Source organism: Desulforhopalus glucosivorans, assembly GCF_054397165.1.
Genome location: NZ_AP044854.1, coordinates 2399004 through 2418721 on the forward strand (window position 1 = coordinate 2399004; position 19718 = coordinate 2418721).

Here is a 19718-nt window from a genome sequence, read left to right on the forward strand (position 1 = left end):
CTAAATAGTAAAGAAACGTTTACAATTTGACACCGGTCTGATATAGACGGGGAAGCAAAAACATATAAGCTCGTAGAATCGAGGAGGTAAAGTTATTAACAGAAGAGGAAGAGGTGCTCCGGTACAGCGTGAAGTTAAGGCACTAACGAATGAGGCAATTCGTTTCCCAAAGGTCAGATTGATTGACCATGAAGGCGAACAAAGAGGTGTTGTTTCCACTGAAGAGGCGAAAAATATCGCTGATGAAGCGGGACTTGATCTTGTTGTCGTCTCTGAAAATGCTGATCCTCCTGTTTGTCGAGTGATGAACTACGACAAATTCCGCTACGAGCAGAAGAAGAAGACACAGGAAGCAAAGAAAAAGCAGACCACAGTTGAGACGAAAGAGATCAAATTTCGTCCTAAAACAGATGATCACGATCTTAACTTTAAAATTAAGAACGTCAAAAAATTCCTCGGTCAAAAGCATAAGGTAAAACTTACCATGCGTTTTAGAGGAAGAGAGATTGTCTACTGTGAGACTATTGGAGTTCAGGCGATGAATAAGATTGCAGCCGCCCTCGAGGGTGATGCGATTATTCTTCAGCCACCTCGGATGGAAGGTCGTCAGCTCGTTATGTTCGTCGGCCCGAAAGCATAAGTTTAGCAGTACGAGCCCCGTTAAGCTCATTTTTATATAGAAAATCGCTGTGGAATGGTGTACCCATCTCCAGCAGATACTAATAACCACTTATCGACAGTGGAAGATATTGAGGGTAAAGGAGTTACACCATGCCAAAGATGAAAACAAATAGAGGTGCTGCAAAGCGCTTTAAGCTCACTGGTTCAGGTAAGATTAAAAGAAGTAAAGCCTACACCAGCCACATTCTAACCAAGAAGTCCACCAAGCGTAAGCGTGGTCTCCGTCAGACTGATACTGTGGATGCGAGCAATGTTAAAGGAATCAAGCGTATTTTGCCTTACGCTTAATGAGTTAAGCTCAAACCATAGAGTTAAGCTGCTCAGTATGATCGATCATAAAACCTGCTGAAACATTAGCAGGCAGCAAAGGAGTTTAAGATGCCACGCGTTACTAGAGGCTTTAAAGCCCGTAGAAGAAGAAACAGAGTACTGAAACTTGCTAAAGGTTTCAGAGGTGGACGTTCACGTCTGTACAAGACAGCTACTGAAGCTGTTGATCGCGCATTAGTATATGCATACCGCGATAGACGTACCAAGAAAAGAGATTTTCGTCGTCTCTGGATTACCAGAATTAATGCTGGTGCCAGAATGAACGAAATGAGCTACTCCAAATTGATGGGTGGACTCAAGAAAGCTAATGTTGATCTTGACCGTAAGGTTCTTGCTAACATGGCGATTCTTGATGCTGGCGCTTTTACCAAAGTAGTACAGATGGCTAAAGAAGCGAACGCATAACTGGTCGACTTTTCAATATTTATTTCCTTCGCGCCGGTTTTGGTTTCTGTAACCAATAACCGGCTCGTTGTTTCTTTCTGTTCTAACTTTCGCATTCGACATGGAAAAAGAGTTACAAAGCCTGGAAGCTGAGGCCAAGGAATTCCTGTCAAACCTCGAGGATATCAAGCAACTCGAGGAATTCAGGATTCGCTTTCTTGGTCGTAAGGGACAATTCAGTACTATCATGCGTTCCCTCGGCTCCGTACCGGTAGAAGATAAGCCTCGTCTTGGTCAACTGGCAAACAGTGTAAAAGCCGAAATCGAAAAGCTCTTTGAGGAGAAGACCCAGTCTCTCCAACAGCAAAGTGCTCAGGTCAGCAGTGGAAGTGGACCTGATCTCACCCTGCCCGGACGATGTCCTGCTCCCGGCACTCTGCATCCTGTTACCAAGGTCATGCAAGAGACATGTGCGATATTTGAAAGTTTAGGGTTTTCTGTTGCAGAAGGGCCTGATATTGAAACGGATTATTATAACTTTGAAGCGCTCAATATTCCTGCACACCATCCTGCACGGGATATGCACGACACCTTTTATGTCAGCGAGTCAACACTTCTAAGAACCCACACCTCGCCTATGCAGGCACGGGTCATGGAGTCGCAGGAGCCACCCCTTCGCGTTATTGCTCCTGGCAAGGTATATCGATGCGACTCAGACATCACCCACACACCAATGTTCCATCAGGTGGAAGGTGTACTTGTCGACAAAGATATCTCCTTTGCAGATCTCAAGGGTATCCTGACAGTTTTTACCCAGAAGATGTTTGACAAGGATCTCCCCCTTCGTTTCCGTCCCTCGTTCTTCCCTTTCACCGAACCCAGTGCAGAAGTTGATATTGCCTGTGTTATGTGTGACGGTGTCGGCTGTCGTGTCTGTAAGAAGACAGGCTGGCTTGAGATTCTTGGCTCCGGAATGATTGATCCTGAAGTCTTTAAAATGGTCGGATATGACCCTGATATTTACAGTGGCTTTGCCTTCGGTCTTGGTATCGAACGAATCGCTATGTTGAAATACGGGATTGATGATATCAGACTTTTTTACGAGAACGATCAGCGTTTTCTCTCCCAGTTCTAGTTATATCCTATACCTAAATTAATGTTATGAAGTTTACACTCAACTGGTTAAAAGACTACATAGACACAGGTGATCTCACCCCAGAACAACTCTCAGACGAGCTCACCATGCTCGGCCTGGAGGTTGATTCAGTCACCCCACTCTTCCAGGACCTCGCCGTTCTTAAAACCGGCCTCGTCGTTTCAAGAGAAAAACACCCGGATGCTGATAAGCTCAGCCTCTGTCAGGTGCAGATTGGTGAAGAGACACACCAAATTGTTTGCGGTGCTCCTAATGTACGTGAAGGCTTGGCTGTTGTAGTTGCACTGCCCGGCGCCGTGCTTCCCGGAAACTTTAAGATTGGAAAATCCAAGATTCGGGGTGTCAAATCCTTTGGCATGATCTGCTCAGAACGAGAGCTTGGTCTTAGTAACGAGCACGATGGTATTATGGAGCTGCCCGAAGGCACAGAACATGGCCAGGCTTTTATTGATGCCATGGGTCTTAGTGATCTATGTATCGATGTTGATCTTACTCCAAACCGTCCTGACTGCGCCTCAGTCATAGGAGTTGCCAGAGAAGTTGCAAGTGTTGTCGGCAACAAACTCACTATGCCTGTTGAGAATGCGACGATCGAAGAAACGAGTAATGAGTTCAGTGTTGAGATTCGAAATCCTGAACTATGCCCACGCTATGCTGGCAAACTCATAAAGGATGTCAAGATAGGCCCTTCCCCATGGTGGCTTAGAAAATTGCTGATAAGCGTTGGCCTTCGCCCCATTAACAACGTTGTTGATATTACCAACTTCGTTATGCTGGAGTATGGTCAGCCTCTTCACGCCTTCGATTTTGACAATCTTGAGGGCGGAAAAATTATTGTTCGTACTCCCACTGAAAGTGAACTGAACTTTTCTACCCTTGATGAAACAGAACGCAAGCTTGATGCAGATATGCTCATGATTTGCGACGCTAAACAACCAGTTGCTGTTGCTGGTGTTATGGGTGGCTTAAATTCTGAGGTTTCAGATACTACCACCAATGTACTTCTTGAAAGTGCATGTTTTAATTCAGTATCTGTTCGTAAGACCGGTAGAAAACTTAATCTTTCAACCGACGCATCATATCGTTTTGAGCGAGGAGTAGATCCGGAAGGGACCATTAATGCACTTGAACGTGCAGCCCAGCTCATCGCTGAGCTTGGTGAAGGTTCCATGGGCAATGATGGTATCGACAGCTATCCTGGAAAGGTTGCTATTGAACCTATCGCTCTCAACGTTTCACGAACAAACACCCTCCTGGGCATCGAACTGAGTAGTCAGCAGATATCTGATATGCTGAGTTCCATTGATTTGCAATGCGAAGCAGAGGGTGACAACATAATTAAGGTCACCGCTCCCGCATTTCGAGTCGATATTGAACGAGAAGCTGATTTGGTTGAAGAGGTTGCTCGTCTCTACGGGTATAATAATATCCCTACCTCTCTTCCAACTGTCAACCTCAGCTACCCTGCACAGGATCCCAGTCGTCTCAAAAGGCTTTCTATCTGCCAAAAAATGACGACCATCGGATATACCGAGGCCATCAACTATAGTTTTATAGCGGATAAGCACATCTCTATGCTGGGTATTGACGCTAAAGACAGTCGCTTTGCTTCTGTTAAGTTGCTCAATCCATTAAGTGAAGATCAGGCGGTAATGAGAACCACCCTGCTACCTGGCCTCCTTGAAAACGTTAAGAGAAATATTAACTTCCAACGCCCTGCAGTTAAACTCTTTGAACTTGGTAAGGTCTTTTACCCACAAGGAGTTAATGAGCAGCCAATAGAAGAGAATCGCCTCGCTGGCTTACTCTCCGGTAATGTCCATGGTGAAGGTGCTCCCCTTTATTATAAGCACAGTCCTGTAGATATCTTTGACGCCAAAGGTTGTGTTGAATTTATTTGTAGAGAGATGGGTCTTGGCAACATCAGTGATGATAGCGCTCTTCAATTTACTATCCCTGAGGAAAATCAGGGAGAAGTATACTCCACGAGTGGCTATAGCCTTGATCTTTACTACAACGATGAAAAAATTGGCTCTGTAGGTCGTATTAAGGATAACATCTTGCGTAATTTCTCGATCAAAAATGAAGTCTATTATTTTGATCTTGATTTTGATGCATTGTGTGGGTTAGATACAAAAAATATAAAATTCAGCTCGCTTCCGGTTTACCCATCTGTTAAAAGGGACATCGCGCTTGTTGTAGAAGAGCAAGTATCTGCCGGACAGCTGTTATCAGCCGTACAGACCAGTAAAGATAAACTCATCGAGAACAGCGAGATCTTCGATGTTTTTCAGGGTGAGAAGATCCCAACTGGATACAAAAGCGTAGCTTTAACAATTACTTACAGATCACAAACAAAAACGCTTACGGAAAAGAATGTGGAGAAGTCACACTCGAAAATAGTACGTATGCTTACAGAGAAATTCGGGGGTAGCTTCCGCAATGCATAATAATCACAACCTTACCAGAAAAGAACTCACTGAAACCCTAGCCAACCAGCTCGGCTTTTCCCAATCAAGTTGCTCTCAAATTGTTGATTGCTTTCTTGATAACATGAAACAGTCTATGATGGATGGCGAGTCTATTAAGCTCGTTCATTTCGGTACTTTTACCGTTCGGAACAAATCACCAAGAAGAGGACGCAATCCTCGTACCGGTGAAACGATTACCATTAAAAAGCGTCAGGCGGTAAGTTTTAGACCAAGCAAAAAGCTGAGAGAGCAGGTCAACAACTAACATTCTGACACGTCACTGAGAGGGTAAGGCTGGCATATGACGATTTCGATACCAGATAAACTCTATTTCAAAATCGGTGAAGTTGCCAAAATGGCCGATGTACCTACACATGTGCTTAGATATTGGGAGTCTGAATTTCCAGGCATTAAACCCAAAAGAGCAAGCTCAAAGCAACGACTCTACAGACGTCAGGATGTGGAGTTGATACTTAAGATTAAAACGCTTTTACATAAGCAGGGATACACCATCGCAGGGGCCAAGAAATTGATCCAAAGTGGTGCAGAGATTCCTGAACCTGTAAAAAAAGAACAAAAGAAGGCTAAAATTAATGTCAGTGACTCGCTCAGTAAGATCAAGCGAGAACTCTTACATTTACAGGATCTTTTAAACCCCAAAAAAGATTAAGCCTTCCTACCAGAGAAGTTGACAGCAAATTCAACAAATGGTAGATACATCTCACGTGTCGGAATGTAGCGCAGCCTGGTTAGCGCACTTGTCTGGGGGACAAGGGGTCGGAGGTTCAAATCCTCTCATTCCGACCAATGAATTCAAGCACTTACAGTTTTCACTGTAGGTGCTTTTTTGTGTTAAGTGCGTATTAAGTGCGCCAAGTGCAAAACACATGTAATAAACGTATTATTTACCGGCCTACCCTCTTCCACTCTTGAATCTCCCTAAAGTTGGTTTACGATATCCCTATGAAGAACTTCAACATAGGCACATGCTCCTGGAAGTATGATTCATGGCAAGGGCTCATCTATCCAGACAAGAAGCCTTTCAACTACCTCGAGGAATACAGCAAGCACTATAACTGCGTAGAGGTTGACCAATGGTTCTGGTCGCTCTTTCCTGGTGACAAGGTTGTCTTACCTCGGCCTGAAGTAGTTCAAGAGTATGCAAACTCGGTACCGCACGGCTTTCGCTTTGGTGTTAAGGTTCCAAATAGCATCACATTGACCCACCACTATAAGAAAAAGAAAACAGACCCACTGACACACAATCCGCATTTTCTATCTTCTGGCCTGATGCTCCGCTTTCTGGAGACGCTTGAACCATTACATGGCAAGCTCGGTCCTCTGATCTTCCAGTTTGAATACCTGAATAAGCAAAAGATGCCCGGGGGATTACCTCAATTTGAGGAAAAGGTGGGGCTATTCGTTGATAGCTTGCCGACTGGTTTTGATTATTGCATCGAGAATAGGAACCCTAATTACTTGAACGAAAGATATTTCGCATTCCTTGATAAAGTAAACCTGTACCATGTCTTCCTGCAGGGTTATTACATGCCCTCGATATTTGACCTCTACAAGAAACACAGAGAACAGGTTAAGGATATGGCTGTGATAAGGTTACATGGGCCTGACCGGCAAGGTATCGAGAAGATAACAGGTAAGGATTGGAGCCAAGTGGTAGCCCTAAAGGATGAAGACGTCTCAACCTTGGCCAAAATGCTACCGTACATGGAATCAAGAGGAGTGCAGACTTTTACTTTTGTGAACAATCATTTTGAGGGGTCTGCTCCTAGAACTATTGAGAGGATCTTGTGTCACTGACGATCTTATTAACCCGGTGGGCATTCATATATCTAACTGCACAAGCTAACCGGCTGTAATATCGTGATTGAAGGTCTCGAAAGCGGACCTAAATGCCCGCCTGATTAATAATCGCTTGGCTGACGCAATTAATTCTCACCTCATGCGAGATATAATGAGAGAACACCTAGTAACTTGGGGAAATTAGAACTTCAACACTCTATTCGCTTCTAGAGATCAAAAGATGATTGTTTTTTATTAAATATTTTTGTGCTTTATTTAATACACTATTTTTTAAAAAATGCGATTTCTGGTGATAAAATAAGAGTGATTCTTTCAGAATGTCTTTTGATGGATTTTTAAATTTCTTAATCGAGTTTTCGACTAGTTTGTCCCCATCAAAAAAAGCACTGTAGTATCGTTCTGAGGTGTTGCCAGTTGATAAAAGTAAGTCAAAAAGTACATTGCCTTTCACACCATTTTTATGCAACTCTTCCTCAACAGAACCAAGGTAGTTCATTGGGCTGTCAACGTTTGTTGAAAATATAACTGCAGACAAGTTGTCTGTGTTGTATTTATGAATGTGATAGCGATATGACATTTTTAAGGAATCTGATTATACGTTTTTTCAATTGTAGTGAATATTTCTACATTCAAAGCTTGTGCTTCCTCTTGTCTTTCAATTATAGCAGTAGTTGTCACTTGTTTGTCAATGTGAAAGTACGGATGTCTTTTGGAGTGATAGAGAATGTATGACTCTTCTATTGCTCGTTCAGTTTTTTCACAACCAATCTCTCGTTTGACGAAATCTTGAAGAGGGAATATTCCAGATCCATTCTTATCACAAAAAAGAGATCCTACTTTTCCTGAATGTAGAGTTTTGTATGCAGTTTTGCATCTAGATTTTAAAAGCTGTCTCAAGTAGCCTTCTAGTCCTCTCAATGCTGGTGATACAAAACAAGTATAATCATCTAACTGTATATTAATACTGTTAAGGGCCAAAGAGAGCTGGCTCCGTAAATTTGAACAAGCTGTTAAGTGGAATACCTGCTACATATTGAATGACCAGATGGTCACAATTATGGAGCACAACAATGGCAAAGAGAGGACGTAGAAAACATTCAGGTGCCTTTAAAGCGAAAGTAGCTTTGGCAGCTATGGCTGGAGATAAAACTGTTGCTGAATTGGCGCAGCAATATGAAGTCCATCCAAACCAGATTACTCAATGGAAAAAGCAACTTAATGATCAGGCAGCTGATATCTTCGACAAAGGCAAAAAGGTCGAGCCGGAAATAGACATAAAGACCTTGCATGCTAAGATTGGCCAATTGACGCTTGAGAATGATTTTTTAGAAGGGGCGCTCACAAAGGCGGGGTTGCTGAGCGCAAAAAAATGATTGACCGCAAGCACCAGCTATCTATAAGCCGCCAGGCGAAGCTGCTGAATATATGCCGAGGCAGTGTGTATTACCAGGCAAAACCTACTAGTAATGCAGATCTTGAGCTTATGCGTAGGATAGATGAGTTGCACTTGGAGCATCCCTTCATGGGAGCTCGAATGTTGCGTGACCAGCTTAATAGATTGGGTTTCAAGGTTGGTCGTAGACATGTCAGTACACTGATGAAGAAGATGGGAATCGAAGCCCTTTATCAAAAACCTCGAACGAGTAAGAAGCACCCAACCCATAAGATCTATCCTTATCTGCTGAGAGGTAAAGTCATTAACCGCGCCAATCAGGTGTGGGCGCTTGACACAACGTATATTCCAATGGCTAAGGGATATGTATATTTGATAGCTGTTGTTGATTGGGCAAGTCGTAAAGTACTTGCGGCAAAGGTTGCCATTACCCTGGAGGCTGTTCATGCAGTTGAAGTACTACAAGAAGCCTTCCATCGGCACGGCAAGCCTGAGATCATCAATACAGATCAGGGTAGTCAGTTTACTGCGTATGAATTTGTTCAGGCTGTAAAAGATGCGGGTTGTCAAATCAGTATGGATGGAAAAGGTGCCTGGAGAGACAATATCTTTGTTGAAAGATTATGGAGAACAGTAAAATACGAACGAGTATACCTCTATGCTTATGAGTCAGTTAAGGAGGCACGGATGTCAATTATGCAGTATCTTGCCTGGTATAATCAATCGAGGCCGCATTCAAGCTTGGAGAAAATGACACCAGACGAGGCATATGGAACTATGCTGCCGGCGGTACCCTTGGCAGCATAAAGTAGGCAGGGATTCCACCTAAGGAACACCAGGTAATTGTTCAAACAAACTGAACCACTTCTCTGGGAATCACTCATAAGATTGTTGTGAAAAATTAAAATAATGGAATAAATATAGAAAACTACATTAATCACCTAACACCATTTAGCCTCACATTGCACTTTGTAATTAATCTTGTATAAGTGTCTTATGAAAACAATATTGCTTACGATTTTACTAATATCGAAGTAACCGGAGAAAAGATGGAGAGCGAAGAAAAGATGCCGTACCTCACAGAGAATGGAGAACTCATAATCTCAAGTGACGCGTGCGATAAATACAAATGGTGGGCCGGTGGTCAATCGGTAAAGGAGACTTTAGAAGAGCTTGAGGCTCCGGAAGAAGTAGTTCATAGATATATCAGCCAGATGAAAGGGCTTAAAACTTGATGATTAAGATTATATATATATGGCTACTCCAGATTTTACTGATTGCCGCCCTTCCTCTGCAGGCCCAGGCACTGACTGGCAAAGTTATCAGTGTTGCAGATGGCGACACCATCACTATACTCGATTCCTCCAGGAGGCAACATAAGATCCGCCTCTACGGTATCGATACCCCTGAGAAGAAGCAGGCCTTTGGTAAAGCTGCCAAGAAGTACACATCACCCTTACCTATAAGAAACAAGCAACTGTAACCACCTACGACACCGACAAGTACGGCCGTACTGTGGGGGTTGTGAAGGTTGGCGGCACGAACGTGAATGAAAGTTTGATCAGGTCTGGTTATGCCTAGCAGTATTGGAAGTATTGTAAGGAGAAGTTCTGTAAGAGTTGGCTACGGCTCGAGGAAAGAGCCAAGACCTCAAGCATCGGTTTGTGGAAAGATAAAGATCCGATACCGCCATGGCAGTGGAGGAAGGGAAAGCGTGACAGTAGCAGCGTGAAAAACGTTTCAGGAAAGTATTCTGCTGTTTCTGGGGGCTATCATGGTAACGTGAAGTCTCATGTGTTCCATTCACCATCGTGTAGGCATTATAATTGTAAGAACTGTACTGCTACGTATTCAACTAAGAAGGATGCTTTGAAGGTTGGATATCGTGCTTGTGGGCAGTGTAATCCTTAGACCTTATACAGCGATGAAATTCATAGACACCATTCCAGAGCATCGCAAGACTCCTGACATCACACTTGACCTGCATACTAAGTCAAAACGCGATCAACTGTGTAAGGAAATATCGGGTCGAACAAAGATTTATTTAGATACAAATTTTTGGATAAGATTTCGGGACGTTCTTTTAGGAAGAATTACAGACACTACGATTCAATCAAGCCTAGATGTCCTGCGTAAACTTGTTGCTGAAAACAAAGTGATTTGCCCAATCAGTGATGCGATTTACTATGAACTACTTTTACAAACTGACCATCTCACATTACGTAAAACTGTTGAAATAATGGATGAGTTGTCTCAAGGGGTGACGATACTCTCCACCGATGAAAGAGTTAGGTTTGAGATACTGTATTTTTTGCGTAGTTTTTATGATGGCCAAGATTCGATTTTACAACCAGATGAAATGATTTGGAGTAAAGTCGCCTATAGCTATGGTTTAACTCATCCAACCAATACATTTTTCAATGAAGCTGAAGAACTTGTTATTCAAAAAAGTTTTTTTGATCAAATGTGGTCGATGACCTTAAATGACCTAATAGAAATAATGGGGATGGAAAACATACGCAAATGGCCGAGGCATAAAGATCTTTCGGGAAAACTTACAAGAGAAAAGGTGCAGTATGCGCATGAGAATAATTCTTTCAAGCAGGTGTATTTATCTGAATTAGCAGGTGTTTTAGATGTTTATAAATCAACAATAGTAGAGGGGTTTATATATTTTTACAGAGAGAAAACGGGTTCAACAGAGACGATAACAGACCATGAGAAGAAGGAGTCTCAGAAGTTTGTAAACGCAATTTACAACCTCTTCAAACTGAACAAATTGGGGGTGTTTTTCCCAAGCTTTATAGTTGAGGCTGGCCTGTATGCTTCTGTTCGCCATGATATCAGGAGAACCTTCAAGAAGAATGATCTGCCAGATTTTAGTCATGCTAAAGCAGCGATACCATATTTTAACGCCTTTTTTACTGAAAGAAGCTTAAAAGATCTAATTTGTCGTAACAATGTTGCATTGGATTTGAAGTACTCTTGCAAAGTCTTCTCGAAACCCAAGGAAGCGAAGGAATACTTAGTTTCTTTACATAAATAGGAAGTGAGATGGCCAATAAAGCAAAACCAGAAGATGTTGTACCGCTTTGTGACGCTTTGAACATGGAGATCATGACCAACCAGGCATTAATCAATCTACTAGTTTCAAAAGGTACCATTACCCAGGAAGAGCTGATGGCGAAGATTGACCTAAAGTCCACATCTTTCCACTCGGTCTTTCCAGGTCCATAGCAGATATCTTTACTTTTGACCTCGGCGACATCTATCTAGCCCCCCCTGCACATTTTCATAAAAGGATGCAAATCTTTCTTTCAGGACCAAAATCAAACTGAAAGGAGGATATCATGAAAGTAGCCGACACGATCACCTATTACATCAATTACCACAAAATAAACTCACGGCCAACCACTCTCGCAAATTACGAATATCTTCTTGGGAAATTTGGACATTGTTATCGGAACAGAAACATTAATGCCATAACGACAGAGGAAATGATAGCATTTCTGGCCACTATAACTGAAGGGAGAAGAAAAAATACCAAACGGACCAGATACACAACCCTATCAGCTTATTTTAACCTCATCATCAGCACTTTATAGCCTGAGATGAGAAATCCATGTCTATCACCTGCTGTCAAAAGTCTCTTCCAGAAGCCCAAAGCAACTCACTGGAAGATCTTCGACAAAGACATCATTGATGAAGCGACCTTCAGGACACTGAATATCCGAAACAGGTTACTCCTTGAACTTATGGCCAGAGGTGGCATGAGGATAAGTGAAGTGCTTGAACTTAAACCTAAGGATCTCGACGGTCAAAAGCTCTTACTCCATACACCCAAAAGTGGGAGGGAACAGGAGATTGTCTTTATTCCAAAAAATTAAGTAACCGCCTACACAATTACATTCGAGATATACCCATTGCTTTTGACCATCTTATTTTTCCTATCACATATGCTGGTGCTAGAAAAATAGTAGTTAAAGTTGGATATATGGTTGGAATTAAGTTAAGACCCCATGACCTTCGACGCCATGCTGCAACCTATATGCTTCAAGATCAGGAGTTCCAATCGAGATTGTCAGCAAAGTAATCCTTAGACATGCTGATCTATCCACAACACAACGGTATCTCGGTAAGGTATCCGATCATGAAGCGATTAGATGGATTGAGAACCTCCATGGGTAGATATGTAGGTGGGATTAATTACACATAACAGTAGAAATCGTAAGGTGGTGCTCTGTTACATTTTTGAAAGATGTCCTTGGTAACTCTTCTTTAGAGTTACTCCACTTCTATACCATCTCATGAAAGTAGGCATGTCTGCCCTCACTGGAATAATGTACACATCAGGTAAGAATAGAATCTCAAGATATTCATATTGCCACTACCAACATGTCATTATCGGGCGATTTGAAAGTGACCGTACTTTTCCCAAAGGTTTTGCTTGAAATGCCTAACAGGTCCTCATTCCTATCGAGCTTGTAAAGGTGTAGTTTCAGTCTTGTTGTCCTCACAATAACTAAAGAAGTTGATACTCCTATCAATAAATGGTAGCATTAATACACGCAAAGGAGGGTGTTGTATGAGTTAGGAGTGACAAGGGATAAATATCTGAAACCTAATCGTAACTATTTGCTATGGGACATTTTATATGGGAACAATAGAACCTGTTACTAATGATGCAGATGAACGGCTACCAGGAATCAATGACATTCCAAATGATGCTGTCATAGACAGAAGCACTACTTGGGTGCTTGTAGTTGGAGTCATTTTTGTAGCCGCGGCTATTGTCTTTCTTATGTCTGTTACTGTTGTTAGTTTTTTTAAAGAAAGTTTGCCAGCTGATGCGAGGCCTCTTATTATTTTCATATTTTCTGCGTGTATGTCTATGGGGTCAGGTTTTATTGGTGGATATGCAGTTGCAGAAGGTAAATTACCTATGCTTAATGATAAAAGTCCATTAACCTTTGGGGTTGGAGGTGGAGTGGCTGTTTTAATAATATTATTAGGTGTTTGTTCATTAATATATCCCTCGAAAGTGATTCAAAACAAAGATCAAAATCAGTTAACTACATCTGAACAACAGGTTAATTCTTTACGGAGAGATATAGCTGCTCTTCGAGGCTCATTTGAAACTCTAGGTGAAGGGAATAGTTCTGCATTAGATAGAGTATCAATCGATGCACCTAGGTTAGGTGACAAAATAACAGGACTCGACTCCAATAAGATGAAATTGGGCTACCAAATTGACCAGTACCAATACGGTGCTTACGCGTACATGATGGCAGCTGATGCTGCATCAAGAAAAAAGGGTTTTACAACAAAAAGAAATGAATACATCGATAAAGGAATGGAACTAGCGAATAAGGCGCTTTCACAGGTTGAGAAAGCACGTATTAATTATTCGAATGATATAAATATGAAATATACGGCTAAATTGATAGATGAAATTGAAAGTAACAACGATAAAGAAAGGATTAAGTATATAAAAGTAATGCTCATGGCCAATGATGCTCTCACCAGAGGGAAATATAGCAGAGAAGACGTTGTTGATGCTCTTAATTCAATCGACAAAACAATATTGTCCCAACAGTTAGAAGTATTCCCAGAGAAAGATGCGTGGATTAGTCAGGTTATCAATAATGGAGGAAATTGATATGAAAAATGTATTCACCAAAATGTCAGTTACATTTTGTCTCGTTGTGGTAATTACTGCGGGATCAAGTATGTTTTTAACAATGCTTGATATCACTTCACCTGCCTTTGCTACAGAACAATCTAATAAAGATAAACAAGATCCAAATGAACGTGATACTTTTAAACGTGCACCACTTCCAGGTCAAGATAAGAGCTAACATTTTATCTGTAAGAAATCATCGTGTGTTAAATTTGATACTGCTAAGATGAGTCATAGCGTCCGAATATTACGAAACATATTACACACTGAAATTTAGGGCATGTCAATATGCTTAGACAACGTAAGGGCCGTCCTCCCTGCCTTACTGGAAGCCGTCAAGTAGATTTATTAATACCAATTAACAAGTGATATTTTTGTTTCATGTAACAATTTATTGGCTGTGAGCGATACCTTGTGCCGACATTGAGAGCATTGGTGAAGATTTCTGGTGGTAATAAATCTATATCAACACAGTCTGATAACCTGTGGTTTTAGTTTTTTTCTACTGATTGCCACCATGGTTTCCACTATGTCGAAATCCGTGAAATTCCACAAACACTTGCAGTATTACGACAATCACAAACGCTGCTTATGACTGTACCAATGACATACATAGTGAGGACATTTAAAACAAATGAAGATAATTATTGCTACCGCTATAGCATTATTTTTATCAGCAGGCTTGGCCACCGCTTCAGTCCCAGGAGCAACCATAACTGAGACAACCATTGTTTCCAACTCTAAAAATAATTTTTCAGTCCGTGGCGGTGCTGGTTTTGTATTCGGCCAGAGTGATGAGTATGTGTTTAAGACTAAGGATAGAAACAAAAAAGAATCTGAGCTCAACTGGACTGTTGATAGTTTATTGATGGTGGGTGTAGGCGCCACATGTACCTATAATTACAGGTTTAAGGTGAACGTTGATGGTTGGTTTAAAGCCACCGAAGGTAGTGGCAATATGGACGATTATGATTGGAGGAGCATGGACCCATCTGGTAATGGGTATTGGTCTGATCATTCATGGCATGACTCTGAGATAACCGATGCTTCTATGGTTGATATCAATCTCGAGACTGTTGCCTATAAGACAGAGGATATGACCTTCTCAGGAATTGTTGGATACAAACGTGACTATTTTAGATGGGACGCCACTGGTGACTCTTACATCTACTCAGAAAATGGCGGCTTTAGAAATGAGGTGGGTACCTACCCAGATGGATGGAAAACAGTCAGTTACGAGCAGATTTTTGAATCAGTATACTTTGGAATTGGCACCACCTATCAGGCTGGACCTGTTGCAATTGCAGGTCGCATTATCTATTCTCCATTCGTAGAAGGTGAGGCAATTGACAAACATTGGTTCAGTATGGGGTCATCAGATGAAATCGATAATGGCGATATGTATGGATTCGATGTGTCAGCCACATATGCCTTAAGCGACACTCTTGGTCTGGAACTAACGTACCATTACCAGAATTACTCTAGAGAGCAGGGTGATTCTACTTACTCCTGGGAGGACGGTTATACCAAAGAGTATACAAATAAAATTGGTATGGAGCACTATTCCAGTCTTGTATCTGTCGGCCTGCAGTATACTTTCTAAAGTATTATACTATCGTATCTGTGTTTTTTATACTGTCGTGAACAATTCCACACCCACAACAATAGCTTTATAGAGGATTTGATTTTTCTGGTACAGTATTGATCCACGGTTAGGGGGATGATTTCCATTAAGCATGGAAGTTAAATGTAGCCCAGGTTAAAAATGACCCGATCCACTGCCTGTACGCCATATTATAGAGCACTCAAAGAACTTAGCAGTGCTTCACCTTTGCAGCGGACCTCCGTTTCAAGAATCAAGGTCTACCCCCATACTGAGACAAGGCTTTATCTTGAAAAATAGGCCGTTCTAAAAACCTAACCACAAAATTGCAACTCCATACTAGGACTTAGTCCATGAACACCTTTGCCTAAGAGGTGAGGTAGCTGTAGCTGAGCTAATTCCTGATAAGGTTGCTGTCCAGTATACGTAACAAATCAGCTTGACCAAAAGTCAACATATTTCCACTACACCTTGAATTTGACTCCTGACTCAGAGTTAAAAAGGTAAGTCACCACAATGTATCACATATGAGTATTATAATTTCAAACTCATCGGAACAATACCAATAACATGTTGTGATTACAAAAGGTTTCTATCCAAAAAGTGCAGCTCACAAGAGCGGTTTTCATATGAAGAGCTGAAAGTAAACTGGTTACCCAAATTTCTCCAAAAAAACTGCGGTCACCTACCCGTCTATAACTGTAAGTCCATGTCCAAGAAAAAAGGAAGGGGGAGAGGCTACTTTGCAGGCCACCGCTTAGTGTAGTTGACCGCCTATTAATCTGTGTTCAGAAAAGTATATAATGACGAACAGTCTACAAACTGCCATTCCACATGTTCTTTAACGTCTAAATTTCATTTTTGAACACAATGTATAAGATAAGCTTAGGAGTTGCTGAACAGTCGACACAGGAGCAAAAATGGCTTGAATCCATTGAAACAAATGCGAGCAATTTATCACTTAGAACTGAAGGTTGTATCTCTTGATTTTCTTATCCAGCCCTTGTCTGGAAATTTTCAGTAATTTAGAAGCTTTGGTTTTGTTGAGGTCACAACGCCTCATAGCTTTATTAATAAGTATGATTTCCAGGCGTTTAACCTGATCTACCAGTGCCAAATCCCCTTCAGCTTCCAAATTTGACTGCTTTGCCAATTTAGTATAGAGGGAATAAAGGTCGCCCGAAAGCTGCACTGATCTAATCAACTCGCCATTTTCGGTAAGCGCTACAAGGCGCTCTATTTCTTTTTGTAACTGCCGAACATTTCCAGGCCACCAATAATTTTCGAAGACAGACAGCACCTCTGGAGAGAAGCCAATAACATTTTTTCCAAAACGTTCATTGGTTGATCTCAGAAACGACAAAGACAGAGGCAGAATGTCATCTTTTCGATCTCGCAATGGAGGAATGTGGATTTCTACCGAAAAAAGACGATAGAACAGATCTTCTCTAAAACTGCCCTGCTTGACCTCATCTGCTAAGTTACGGTTAGTAGCACTTATAAGTCTTAAGTTATACTGTCGAAGATGATTACTACCAAGTCTCTGCCCTTCGCCCTCCTGAATAGCTCTTAATACTTTGGGTTGGATCATAATTGGCATTTCACCAATTTCATCCAAAAACAAGGTTCCTCCGCTGGCCTCCTCAAATAACCCACTTCTACTACTGTCAGCCCCAGTAAATGCCCCTTTCTCATGACCAAAGAATTGACTCTCTGCCAAACTTTCTGGCATTGTTGCACAGTTAACAGGCAGAAAAAGAGAACTTTTTCGGTCACCATAGTGGTGGATCATTCGAGCAATTAACTCCTTACCAGTACCATTTTCTCCTTGGACAAGTACATTTACCGGAGATTTACTCACCATGCGTACCATATCCAGTACCTCCCTCATGGCAGGGCTCTCAGCAATTATTGTCACCCCATGTATTGTTTCTTGCTGTAGGTTACCTACTTCTTTTCCCATAGACTCGGCTATACGAGATATTTCATTGATAAGTACAATAGACTCAATTGAGAACGATAGGTAATAAGCTATCTCTTCAAGCCTTGCAAAATCCTCTTCAGTAAACTGTTCCGAGTGTAATTTATTAATCAGCTGGACTGCACCAGACACACCATTACCGCTAAGACTATTTATTGGGACACACAGCATATTGTGTCCTGTAAATCCGGTGAGTTGTTCGATGTGTGAGTGATAGCCTGCATGATTTTGCAGATCGTTGATCATTCTTCTTTGACCAGATTTAATAACATCCCCTACAATACTTCCGTCCATGGGAGGAACAAGTTTTTGGTCTAGGCCCGTTCCATAAACAGAACAAATCCTGTCACTTTTTAGTTCTAAAACAAAAACCGTACATCGTTCAACCCCCATTATATTTGGGATAATCGAAGAGTAAAATCGAATAAAATTCTTATAATCATCAGTACTCCAAATCCCTGCTATCTTGGATAGTTTCCACTTTAGTTCAGTGAGATATGAATCAAATCTACCCGAATCATTCATCTTCTTATTACCTCTGTAAACTTTGTTTACTACACTTACGACAATCCAAAATTATCTTCAGAACTCCTCAAGGTCAGACAGTTACAAAAACACATTTTTGATATCAATCCGACCACACGCATTTCAAGTACCACTTCAAGTACCTAATGTTTTGCATGTTTATGTGATCATAGATAGAACCTCTATCTATGCAGTCAAATATTGTCACCTTCAAGATGAGTGTCAACTTTGTTTACAGTATTCTTTATTCGCCGCGATTTACAAATTGTCGACATAGAATAAATAGGAAGCCAAAGGGATAATTTTCTTTTATCTCGGCCCAATCACCACCATAACCAACTAGAATAATATATATTTTACCATTCTCATCACAGACAACAATATTGTCGTCATACTTCTGGCACAGGAAGTGCTATTACAACACAAAACAGGGCAACTATTGACCTAACCTAAACTTCACAGGTAATAATTATGAGAATTGACAAGAACAAATTACAACTTCGACAAAATGGAAAAGGCTTTATCGTTGTTAACATTGATGGATTAGCTGGAAGAAGACTCACAAAAACCTTCATCGACCAGAGTAGGAGAATCTATGTCAAAATCAACGGTGAACTCACTCTGCTTACGGCGGCACACAACCTACTACCCATAGATTGACCATAGTGAAAAAAATCGCTGATACTTGAGCCTAATCTAGTAATAATAAATTCAGTGCGTACAAAAATGTAAACTCGAACAGTATCTCAGTTTTTAGCTTATTAACTATTTGTATTCAAACGAGGGGAGATTCAATTTGGCTTTCTTTATGATTCGTGATCCAACCACGCCAAAGAATAATAGATGCAGGCACATGAAAAGCCGTAAAAAGAGAAGGAGGTTTACTCTTACTACATACAGTTTTCAGTAATATAATTTTTGCAACCTACAATTTCAGCCGAGGCTTTCGATAACCGGTCAAGAGATGATTGGTCCGCCTTGCCGGGGTCTTCTAAGATAGACCTGACACGTTTTACCACATCTTCCATTTCATTTTTTGTGTGACTTTGGTCTTTATAATCGTAGTAGAGAGCGAGACACCTGCCGCTGGATATTTCCTCATATTCATGCTTGTCTTTAATACCGCACATACTATTTTTATATTCTTCCAGAAAGTCGACGTCTGCTTTCATTTTCGACGGTGACTCACCGTACAATGAGGAATAGGGATTGCTACAGGAGCTAAGTAAAAGCACTGAAGCTATCAACGGGAAAACAATAGTGAGTAGCTGATTTTTTTTGATAAAAATTGACACCGTTTTATGATCGTGTGATGAGTTTGGAATGTACATTAGTAACCGATGGTTGGCTTCCTCCATAAATAGGGCCTCCGCTATTAGAGTCTTATGAATCAATAGATTGTAAAATTTGATCATCCTTACTTACGATAGTAGTAGTTTCAGTATGATGATCAAAGACAATAAAGGCATCTTTAGATTTGAGTTGACGTAAAACTTGGGTCATTTTAGCTTCAAATGAGATTTCGGTTTCACCGTAATCAGTCCCATTACGTGTTACAAATTCTTCAATAACACCGTTCAAGGCCTCTTGGCTCAATTGATCATGTGGAATTTTAACAGCATTCATTTTATAATTTTCAAATAGGTGAGACCCTGAAGGCACAGGCCTGAAGGCTCTCCAGTTGGGATATATC

At 41.2% G+C, this 19718-nt stretch carries 25 protein-coding genes and 1 tRNA gene; 21 read left to right on the forward strand and 5 right to left on the reverse strand.

Annotated elements, in window-relative coordinates:
* The first annotated feature begins 94 nt into the window (after positions 1–94).
* The 9 genes from infC (at position 95) to ACX6CI_RS10385 (ending at position 6840) form a co-directional block, all read left to right on the forward strand.
* Positions 95–640, forward strand: a complete 546-nt coding sequence (gene infC, locus ACX6CI_RS10345; protein WP_458778459.1) for a translation initiation factor IF-3 — start codon at positions 95–97, stop codon at positions 638–640.
* Positions 641–771: 131 nt separating this feature from the next.
* Positions 772–969: a 50S ribosomal protein L35 gene (gene rpmI, locus ACX6CI_RS10350; RefSeq protein ID WP_458778083.1), complete on the forward strand. Its 198-nt coding sequence runs from the start codon at positions 772–774 to the stop codon at positions 967–969.
* Between the two features lie 90 nt (positions 970–1059).
* Positions 1060–1416, forward strand: a complete 357-nt coding sequence (gene rplT / locus ACX6CI_RS10355; RefSeq protein ID WP_458778084.1) for a 50S ribosomal protein L20 — start codon at positions 1060–1062, stop codon at positions 1414–1416.
* 100 nt (positions 1417–1516) lie between these two features.
* Positions 1517–2530, forward strand: coding sequence for a phenylalanine--tRNA ligase subunit alpha (gene pheS, locus ACX6CI_RS10360; protein WP_458778085.1), 1014 nt, complete (start codon positions 1517–1519; stop codon positions 2528–2530).
* Between the two features lie 26 nt (positions 2531–2556).
* The gene (gene pheT, locus ACX6CI_RS10365) at positions 2557–5001 is read left to right on the forward strand and encodes a phenylalanine--tRNA ligase subunit beta (protein ID WP_458778086.1); all 2445 of its coding nucleotides are present in this window, start codon (positions 2557–2559) and stop codon (positions 4999–5001) included.
* Complete coding sequence (locus ACX6CI_RS10370) at positions 4994–5287, forward strand: integration host factor subunit alpha (RefSeq protein WP_458778087.1); 294 nt, start codon at positions 4994–4996, stop codon at positions 5285–5287. The genes pheT and ACX6CI_RS10370 overlap by 8 nt, the downstream gene beginning before the upstream one ends.
* A gap of 36 nt (positions 5288–5323) precedes the next feature.
* Positions 5324–5692: a MerR family transcriptional regulator gene (locus ACX6CI_RS10375; protein ID WP_458778088.1), complete on the forward strand. Its 369-nt coding sequence runs from the start codon at positions 5324–5326 to the stop codon at positions 5690–5692.
* A 59-nt stretch (positions 5693–5751) separates the two neighbouring features.
* Positions 5752–5829, forward strand: a tRNA-Pro gene (locus tag ACX6CI_RS10380).
* A 156-nt stretch (positions 5830–5985) separates the two neighbouring features.
* Complete coding sequence (locus ACX6CI_RS10385; RefSeq protein ID WP_458778089.1) at positions 5986–6840, forward strand: DUF72 domain-containing protein; 855 nt, start codon at positions 5986–5988, stop codon at positions 6838–6840.
* A gap of 199 nt (positions 6841–7039) precedes the next feature.
* Here ACX6CI_RS10385 and ACX6CI_RS10390 read toward each other — a convergent pair whose 3' ends face one another.
* Both ACX6CI_RS10390 and ACX6CI_RS10395 read right to left on the reverse strand, forming a co-directional pair.
* Complete coding sequence (locus tag ACX6CI_RS10390) at positions 7040–7420, reverse strand: type II toxin-antitoxin system RnlB family antitoxin (RefSeq protein WP_458778090.1); 381 nt, start codon at positions 7418–7420, stop codon at positions 7040–7042.
* Between the two features lie 2 nt (positions 7421–7422).
* Positions 7423–7821 carry an RNase LS family HEPN domain-containing protein gene (locus ACX6CI_RS10395; RefSeq protein WP_458778091.1) on the reverse strand — a complete coding sequence of 133 codons (399 nt, stop codon included), beginning with the start codon at positions 7819–7821 and terminating at the stop codon, positions 7423–7425.
* Positions 7822–7913: 92 nt separating this feature from the next.
* Between ACX6CI_RS10395 and ACX6CI_RS10400 the strand changes: the two genes are divergently transcribed.
* The 11 genes from ACX6CI_RS10400 (at position 7914) to ACX6CI_RS10450 (ending at position 15519) form a co-directional block, all read left to right on the forward strand.
* Positions 7914–9043, forward strand: a protein-coding gene (locus ACX6CI_RS10400) for an IS3 family transposase (RefSeq protein WP_458776337.1) whose coding sequence is annotated in 2 segments (ribosomal slippage) — positions 7914–8172 and positions 8172–9043 — 1131 coding nt in all. Because the reading frame shifts where the segments join, the coding sequence is not laid out codon by codon here.
* A 242-nt stretch (positions 9044–9285) separates the two neighbouring features.
* Complete coding sequence (locus ACX6CI_RS10405; protein WP_458778092.1) at positions 9286–9471, forward strand: hypothetical protein; 186 nt, start codon at positions 9286–9288, stop codon at positions 9469–9471.
* Positions 9471–9719 carry a thermonuclease family protein gene (locus ACX6CI_RS10410; protein WP_458778093.1) on the forward strand — a complete coding sequence of 83 codons (249 nt, stop codon included), beginning with the start codon at positions 9471–9473 and terminating at the stop codon, positions 9717–9719. Before ACX6CI_RS10405 ends, ACX6CI_RS10410 begins: the two co-directional genes overlap by 1 nt.
* Complete coding sequence (locus ACX6CI_RS10415; RefSeq protein WP_458778460.1) at positions 9686–9817, forward strand: thermonuclease family protein; 132 nt, start codon at positions 9686–9688, stop codon at positions 9815–9817. The genes ACX6CI_RS10410 and ACX6CI_RS10415 overlap by 34 nt, the downstream gene beginning before the upstream one ends.
* Positions 9818–10112: 295 nt before the next feature.
* Positions 10113–11282, forward strand: coding sequence for a hypothetical protein (locus ACX6CI_RS10420; RefSeq protein WP_458778094.1), 1170 nt, complete (start codon positions 10113–10115; stop codon positions 11280–11282).
* Between the two features lie 8 nt (positions 11283–11290).
* Positions 11291–11473, forward strand: coding sequence for a hypothetical protein (locus tag ACX6CI_RS10425; protein WP_458778095.1), 183 nt, complete (start codon positions 11291–11293; stop codon positions 11471–11473).
* Positions 11474–11586: 113 nt separating this feature from the next.
* Positions 11587–11841, forward strand: coding sequence for a hypothetical protein (locus tag ACX6CI_RS10430; RefSeq protein ID WP_458778096.1), 255 nt, complete (start codon positions 11587–11589; stop codon positions 11839–11841).
* Positions 11842–11847: 6 nt separating this feature from the next.
* Positions 11848–12123, forward strand: a complete 276-nt coding sequence (locus ACX6CI_RS10435) for a tyrosine-type recombinase/integrase (RefSeq protein WP_458778097.1) — start codon at positions 11848–11850, stop codon at positions 12121–12123.
* A 767-nt stretch (positions 12124–12890) separates the two neighbouring features.
* Positions 12891–13895: a hypothetical protein gene (locus ACX6CI_RS10440; RefSeq protein ID WP_458778098.1), complete on the forward strand. Its 1005-nt coding sequence runs from the start codon at positions 12891–12893 to the stop codon at positions 13893–13895.
* On the forward strand, positions 13882–14094 hold the full coding sequence (locus ACX6CI_RS10445) for a hypothetical protein (RefSeq protein WP_458778099.1): 213 nt from the start codon (positions 13882–13884) through the stop codon (positions 14092–14094). The genes ACX6CI_RS10440 and ACX6CI_RS10445 overlap by 14 nt, the downstream gene beginning before the upstream one ends.
* Positions 14095–14550: 456 nt before the next feature.
* Positions 14551–15519 carry an omptin family outer membrane protease gene (locus ACX6CI_RS10450; protein WP_458778100.1) on the forward strand — a complete coding sequence of 323 codons (969 nt, stop codon included), beginning with the start codon at positions 14551–14553 and terminating at the stop codon, positions 15517–15519.
* A gap of 961 nt (positions 15520–16480) precedes the next feature.
* Here the strand turns inward: ACX6CI_RS10450 and ACX6CI_RS10455 are convergent.
* Positions 16481–18025, reverse strand: coding sequence for a sigma 54-interacting transcriptional regulator (locus tag ACX6CI_RS10455; RefSeq protein ID WP_458778101.1), 1545 nt, complete (start codon positions 18023–18025; stop codon positions 16481–16483).
* Between the two features lie 471 nt (positions 18026–18496).
* Between ACX6CI_RS10455 and ACX6CI_RS10460 the strand changes: the two genes are divergently transcribed.
* Positions 18497–18685, forward strand: a complete 189-nt coding sequence (locus tag ACX6CI_RS10460) for a hypothetical protein (RefSeq protein ID WP_458778102.1) — start codon at positions 18497–18499, stop codon at positions 18683–18685.
* 230 nt (positions 18686–18915) lie between these two features.
* Here the strand turns inward: ACX6CI_RS10460 and ACX6CI_RS10465 are convergent, their stop codons facing one another.
* Together ACX6CI_RS10465 and ACX6CI_RS10470 are read right to left on the reverse strand one after the other, a co-directional pair.
* On the reverse strand, positions 18916–19197 hold the full coding sequence (locus tag ACX6CI_RS10465) for a hypothetical protein (protein ID WP_458778103.1): 282 nt from the start codon (positions 19195–19197) through the stop codon (positions 18916–18918).
* 211 nt (positions 19198–19408) lie between these two features.
* A complete protein-coding gene (locus ACX6CI_RS10470; protein ID WP_458778104.1) occupies positions 19409–19651 on the reverse strand; it encodes a YheU family protein in 243 nt (80 codons plus the stop codon).
* Positions 19652–19718 lie beyond the last annotated feature (67 nt).

Coding starts and splice junctions, on each gene's coding strand:
- rpmI (WP_458778083.1), top strand. CDS start 772: ATGCCAAAGATGAAAACAAATAGAGGTGCTGCAAAGCGCTTTAAGCTC.
- rplT (WP_458778084.1), top strand. CDS start 1,060: ATGCCACGCGTTACTAGAGGCTTTAAAGCCCGTAGAAGAAGAAACAGA.
- pheS (WP_458778085.1), top strand. CDS start 1,517: ATGGAAAAAGAGTTACAAAGCCTGGAAGCTGAGGCCAAGGAATTCCTG.
- pheT (WP_458778086.1), top strand. CDS start 2,557: ATGAAGTTTACACTCAACTGGTTAAAAGACTACATAGACACAGGTGAT.
- ACX6CI_RS10370 (WP_458778087.1), top strand. CDS start 4,994: ATGCATAATAATCACAACCTTACCAGAAAAGAACTCACTGAAACCCTA.
- ACX6CI_RS10375 (WP_458778088.1), top strand. CDS start 5,324: ATGACGATTTCGATACCAGATAAACTCTATTTCAAAATCGGTGAAGTT.
- ACX6CI_RS10385 (WP_458778089.1), top strand. CDS start 5,986: ATGAAGAACTTCAACATAGGCACATGCTCCTGGAAGTATGATTCATGG.
- ACX6CI_RS10390 (WP_458778090.1), bottom strand. CDS start 7,420: ATGTCATATCGCTATCACATTCATAAATACAACACAGACAACTTGTCT.
- ACX6CI_RS10405 (WP_458778092.1), top strand. CDS start 9,286: ATGGAGAGCGAAGAAAAGATGCCGTACCTCACAGAGAATGGAGAACTC.
- ACX6CI_RS10410 (WP_458778093.1), top strand. CDS start 9,471: ATGATTAAGATTATATATATATGGCTACTCCAGATTTTACTGATTGCC.
- ACX6CI_RS10425 (WP_458778095.1), top strand. CDS start 11,291: ATGGCCAATAAAGCAAAACCAGAAGATGTTGTACCGCTTTGTGACGCT.
- ACX6CI_RS10430 (WP_458778096.1), top strand. CDS start 11,587: ATGAAAGTAGCCGACACGATCACCTATTACATCAATTACCACAAAATA.
- ACX6CI_RS10435 (WP_458778097.1), top strand. CDS start 11,848: ATGAGAAATCCATGTCTATCACCTGCTGTCAAAAGTCTCTTCCAGAAG.
- ACX6CI_RS10440 (WP_458778098.1), top strand. CDS start 12,891: ATGGGAACAATAGAACCTGTTACTAATGATGCAGATGAACGGCTACCA.
- ACX6CI_RS10445 (WP_458778099.1), top strand. CDS start 13,882: ATGGAGGAAATTGATATGAAAAATGTATTCACCAAAATGTCAGTTACA.
- ACX6CI_RS10450 (WP_458778100.1), top strand. CDS start 14,551: ATGAAGATAATTATTGCTACCGCTATAGCATTATTTTTATCAGCAGGC.
- ACX6CI_RS10455 (WP_458778101.1), bottom strand. CDS start 18,025: ATGAATGATTCGGGTAGATTTGATTCATATCTCACTGAACTAAAGTGG.
- ACX6CI_RS10460 (WP_458778102.1), top strand. CDS start 18,497: ATGAGAATTGACAAGAACAAATTACAACTTCGACAAAATGGAAAAGGC.
- ACX6CI_RS10465 (WP_458778103.1), bottom strand. CDS start 19,197: ATGAAAGCAGACGTCGACTTTCTGGAAGAATATAAAAATAGTATGTGC.
- ACX6CI_RS10470 (WP_458778104.1), bottom strand. CDS start 19,651: ATGAATGCTGTTAAAATTCCACATGATCAATTGAGCCAAGAGGCCTTG.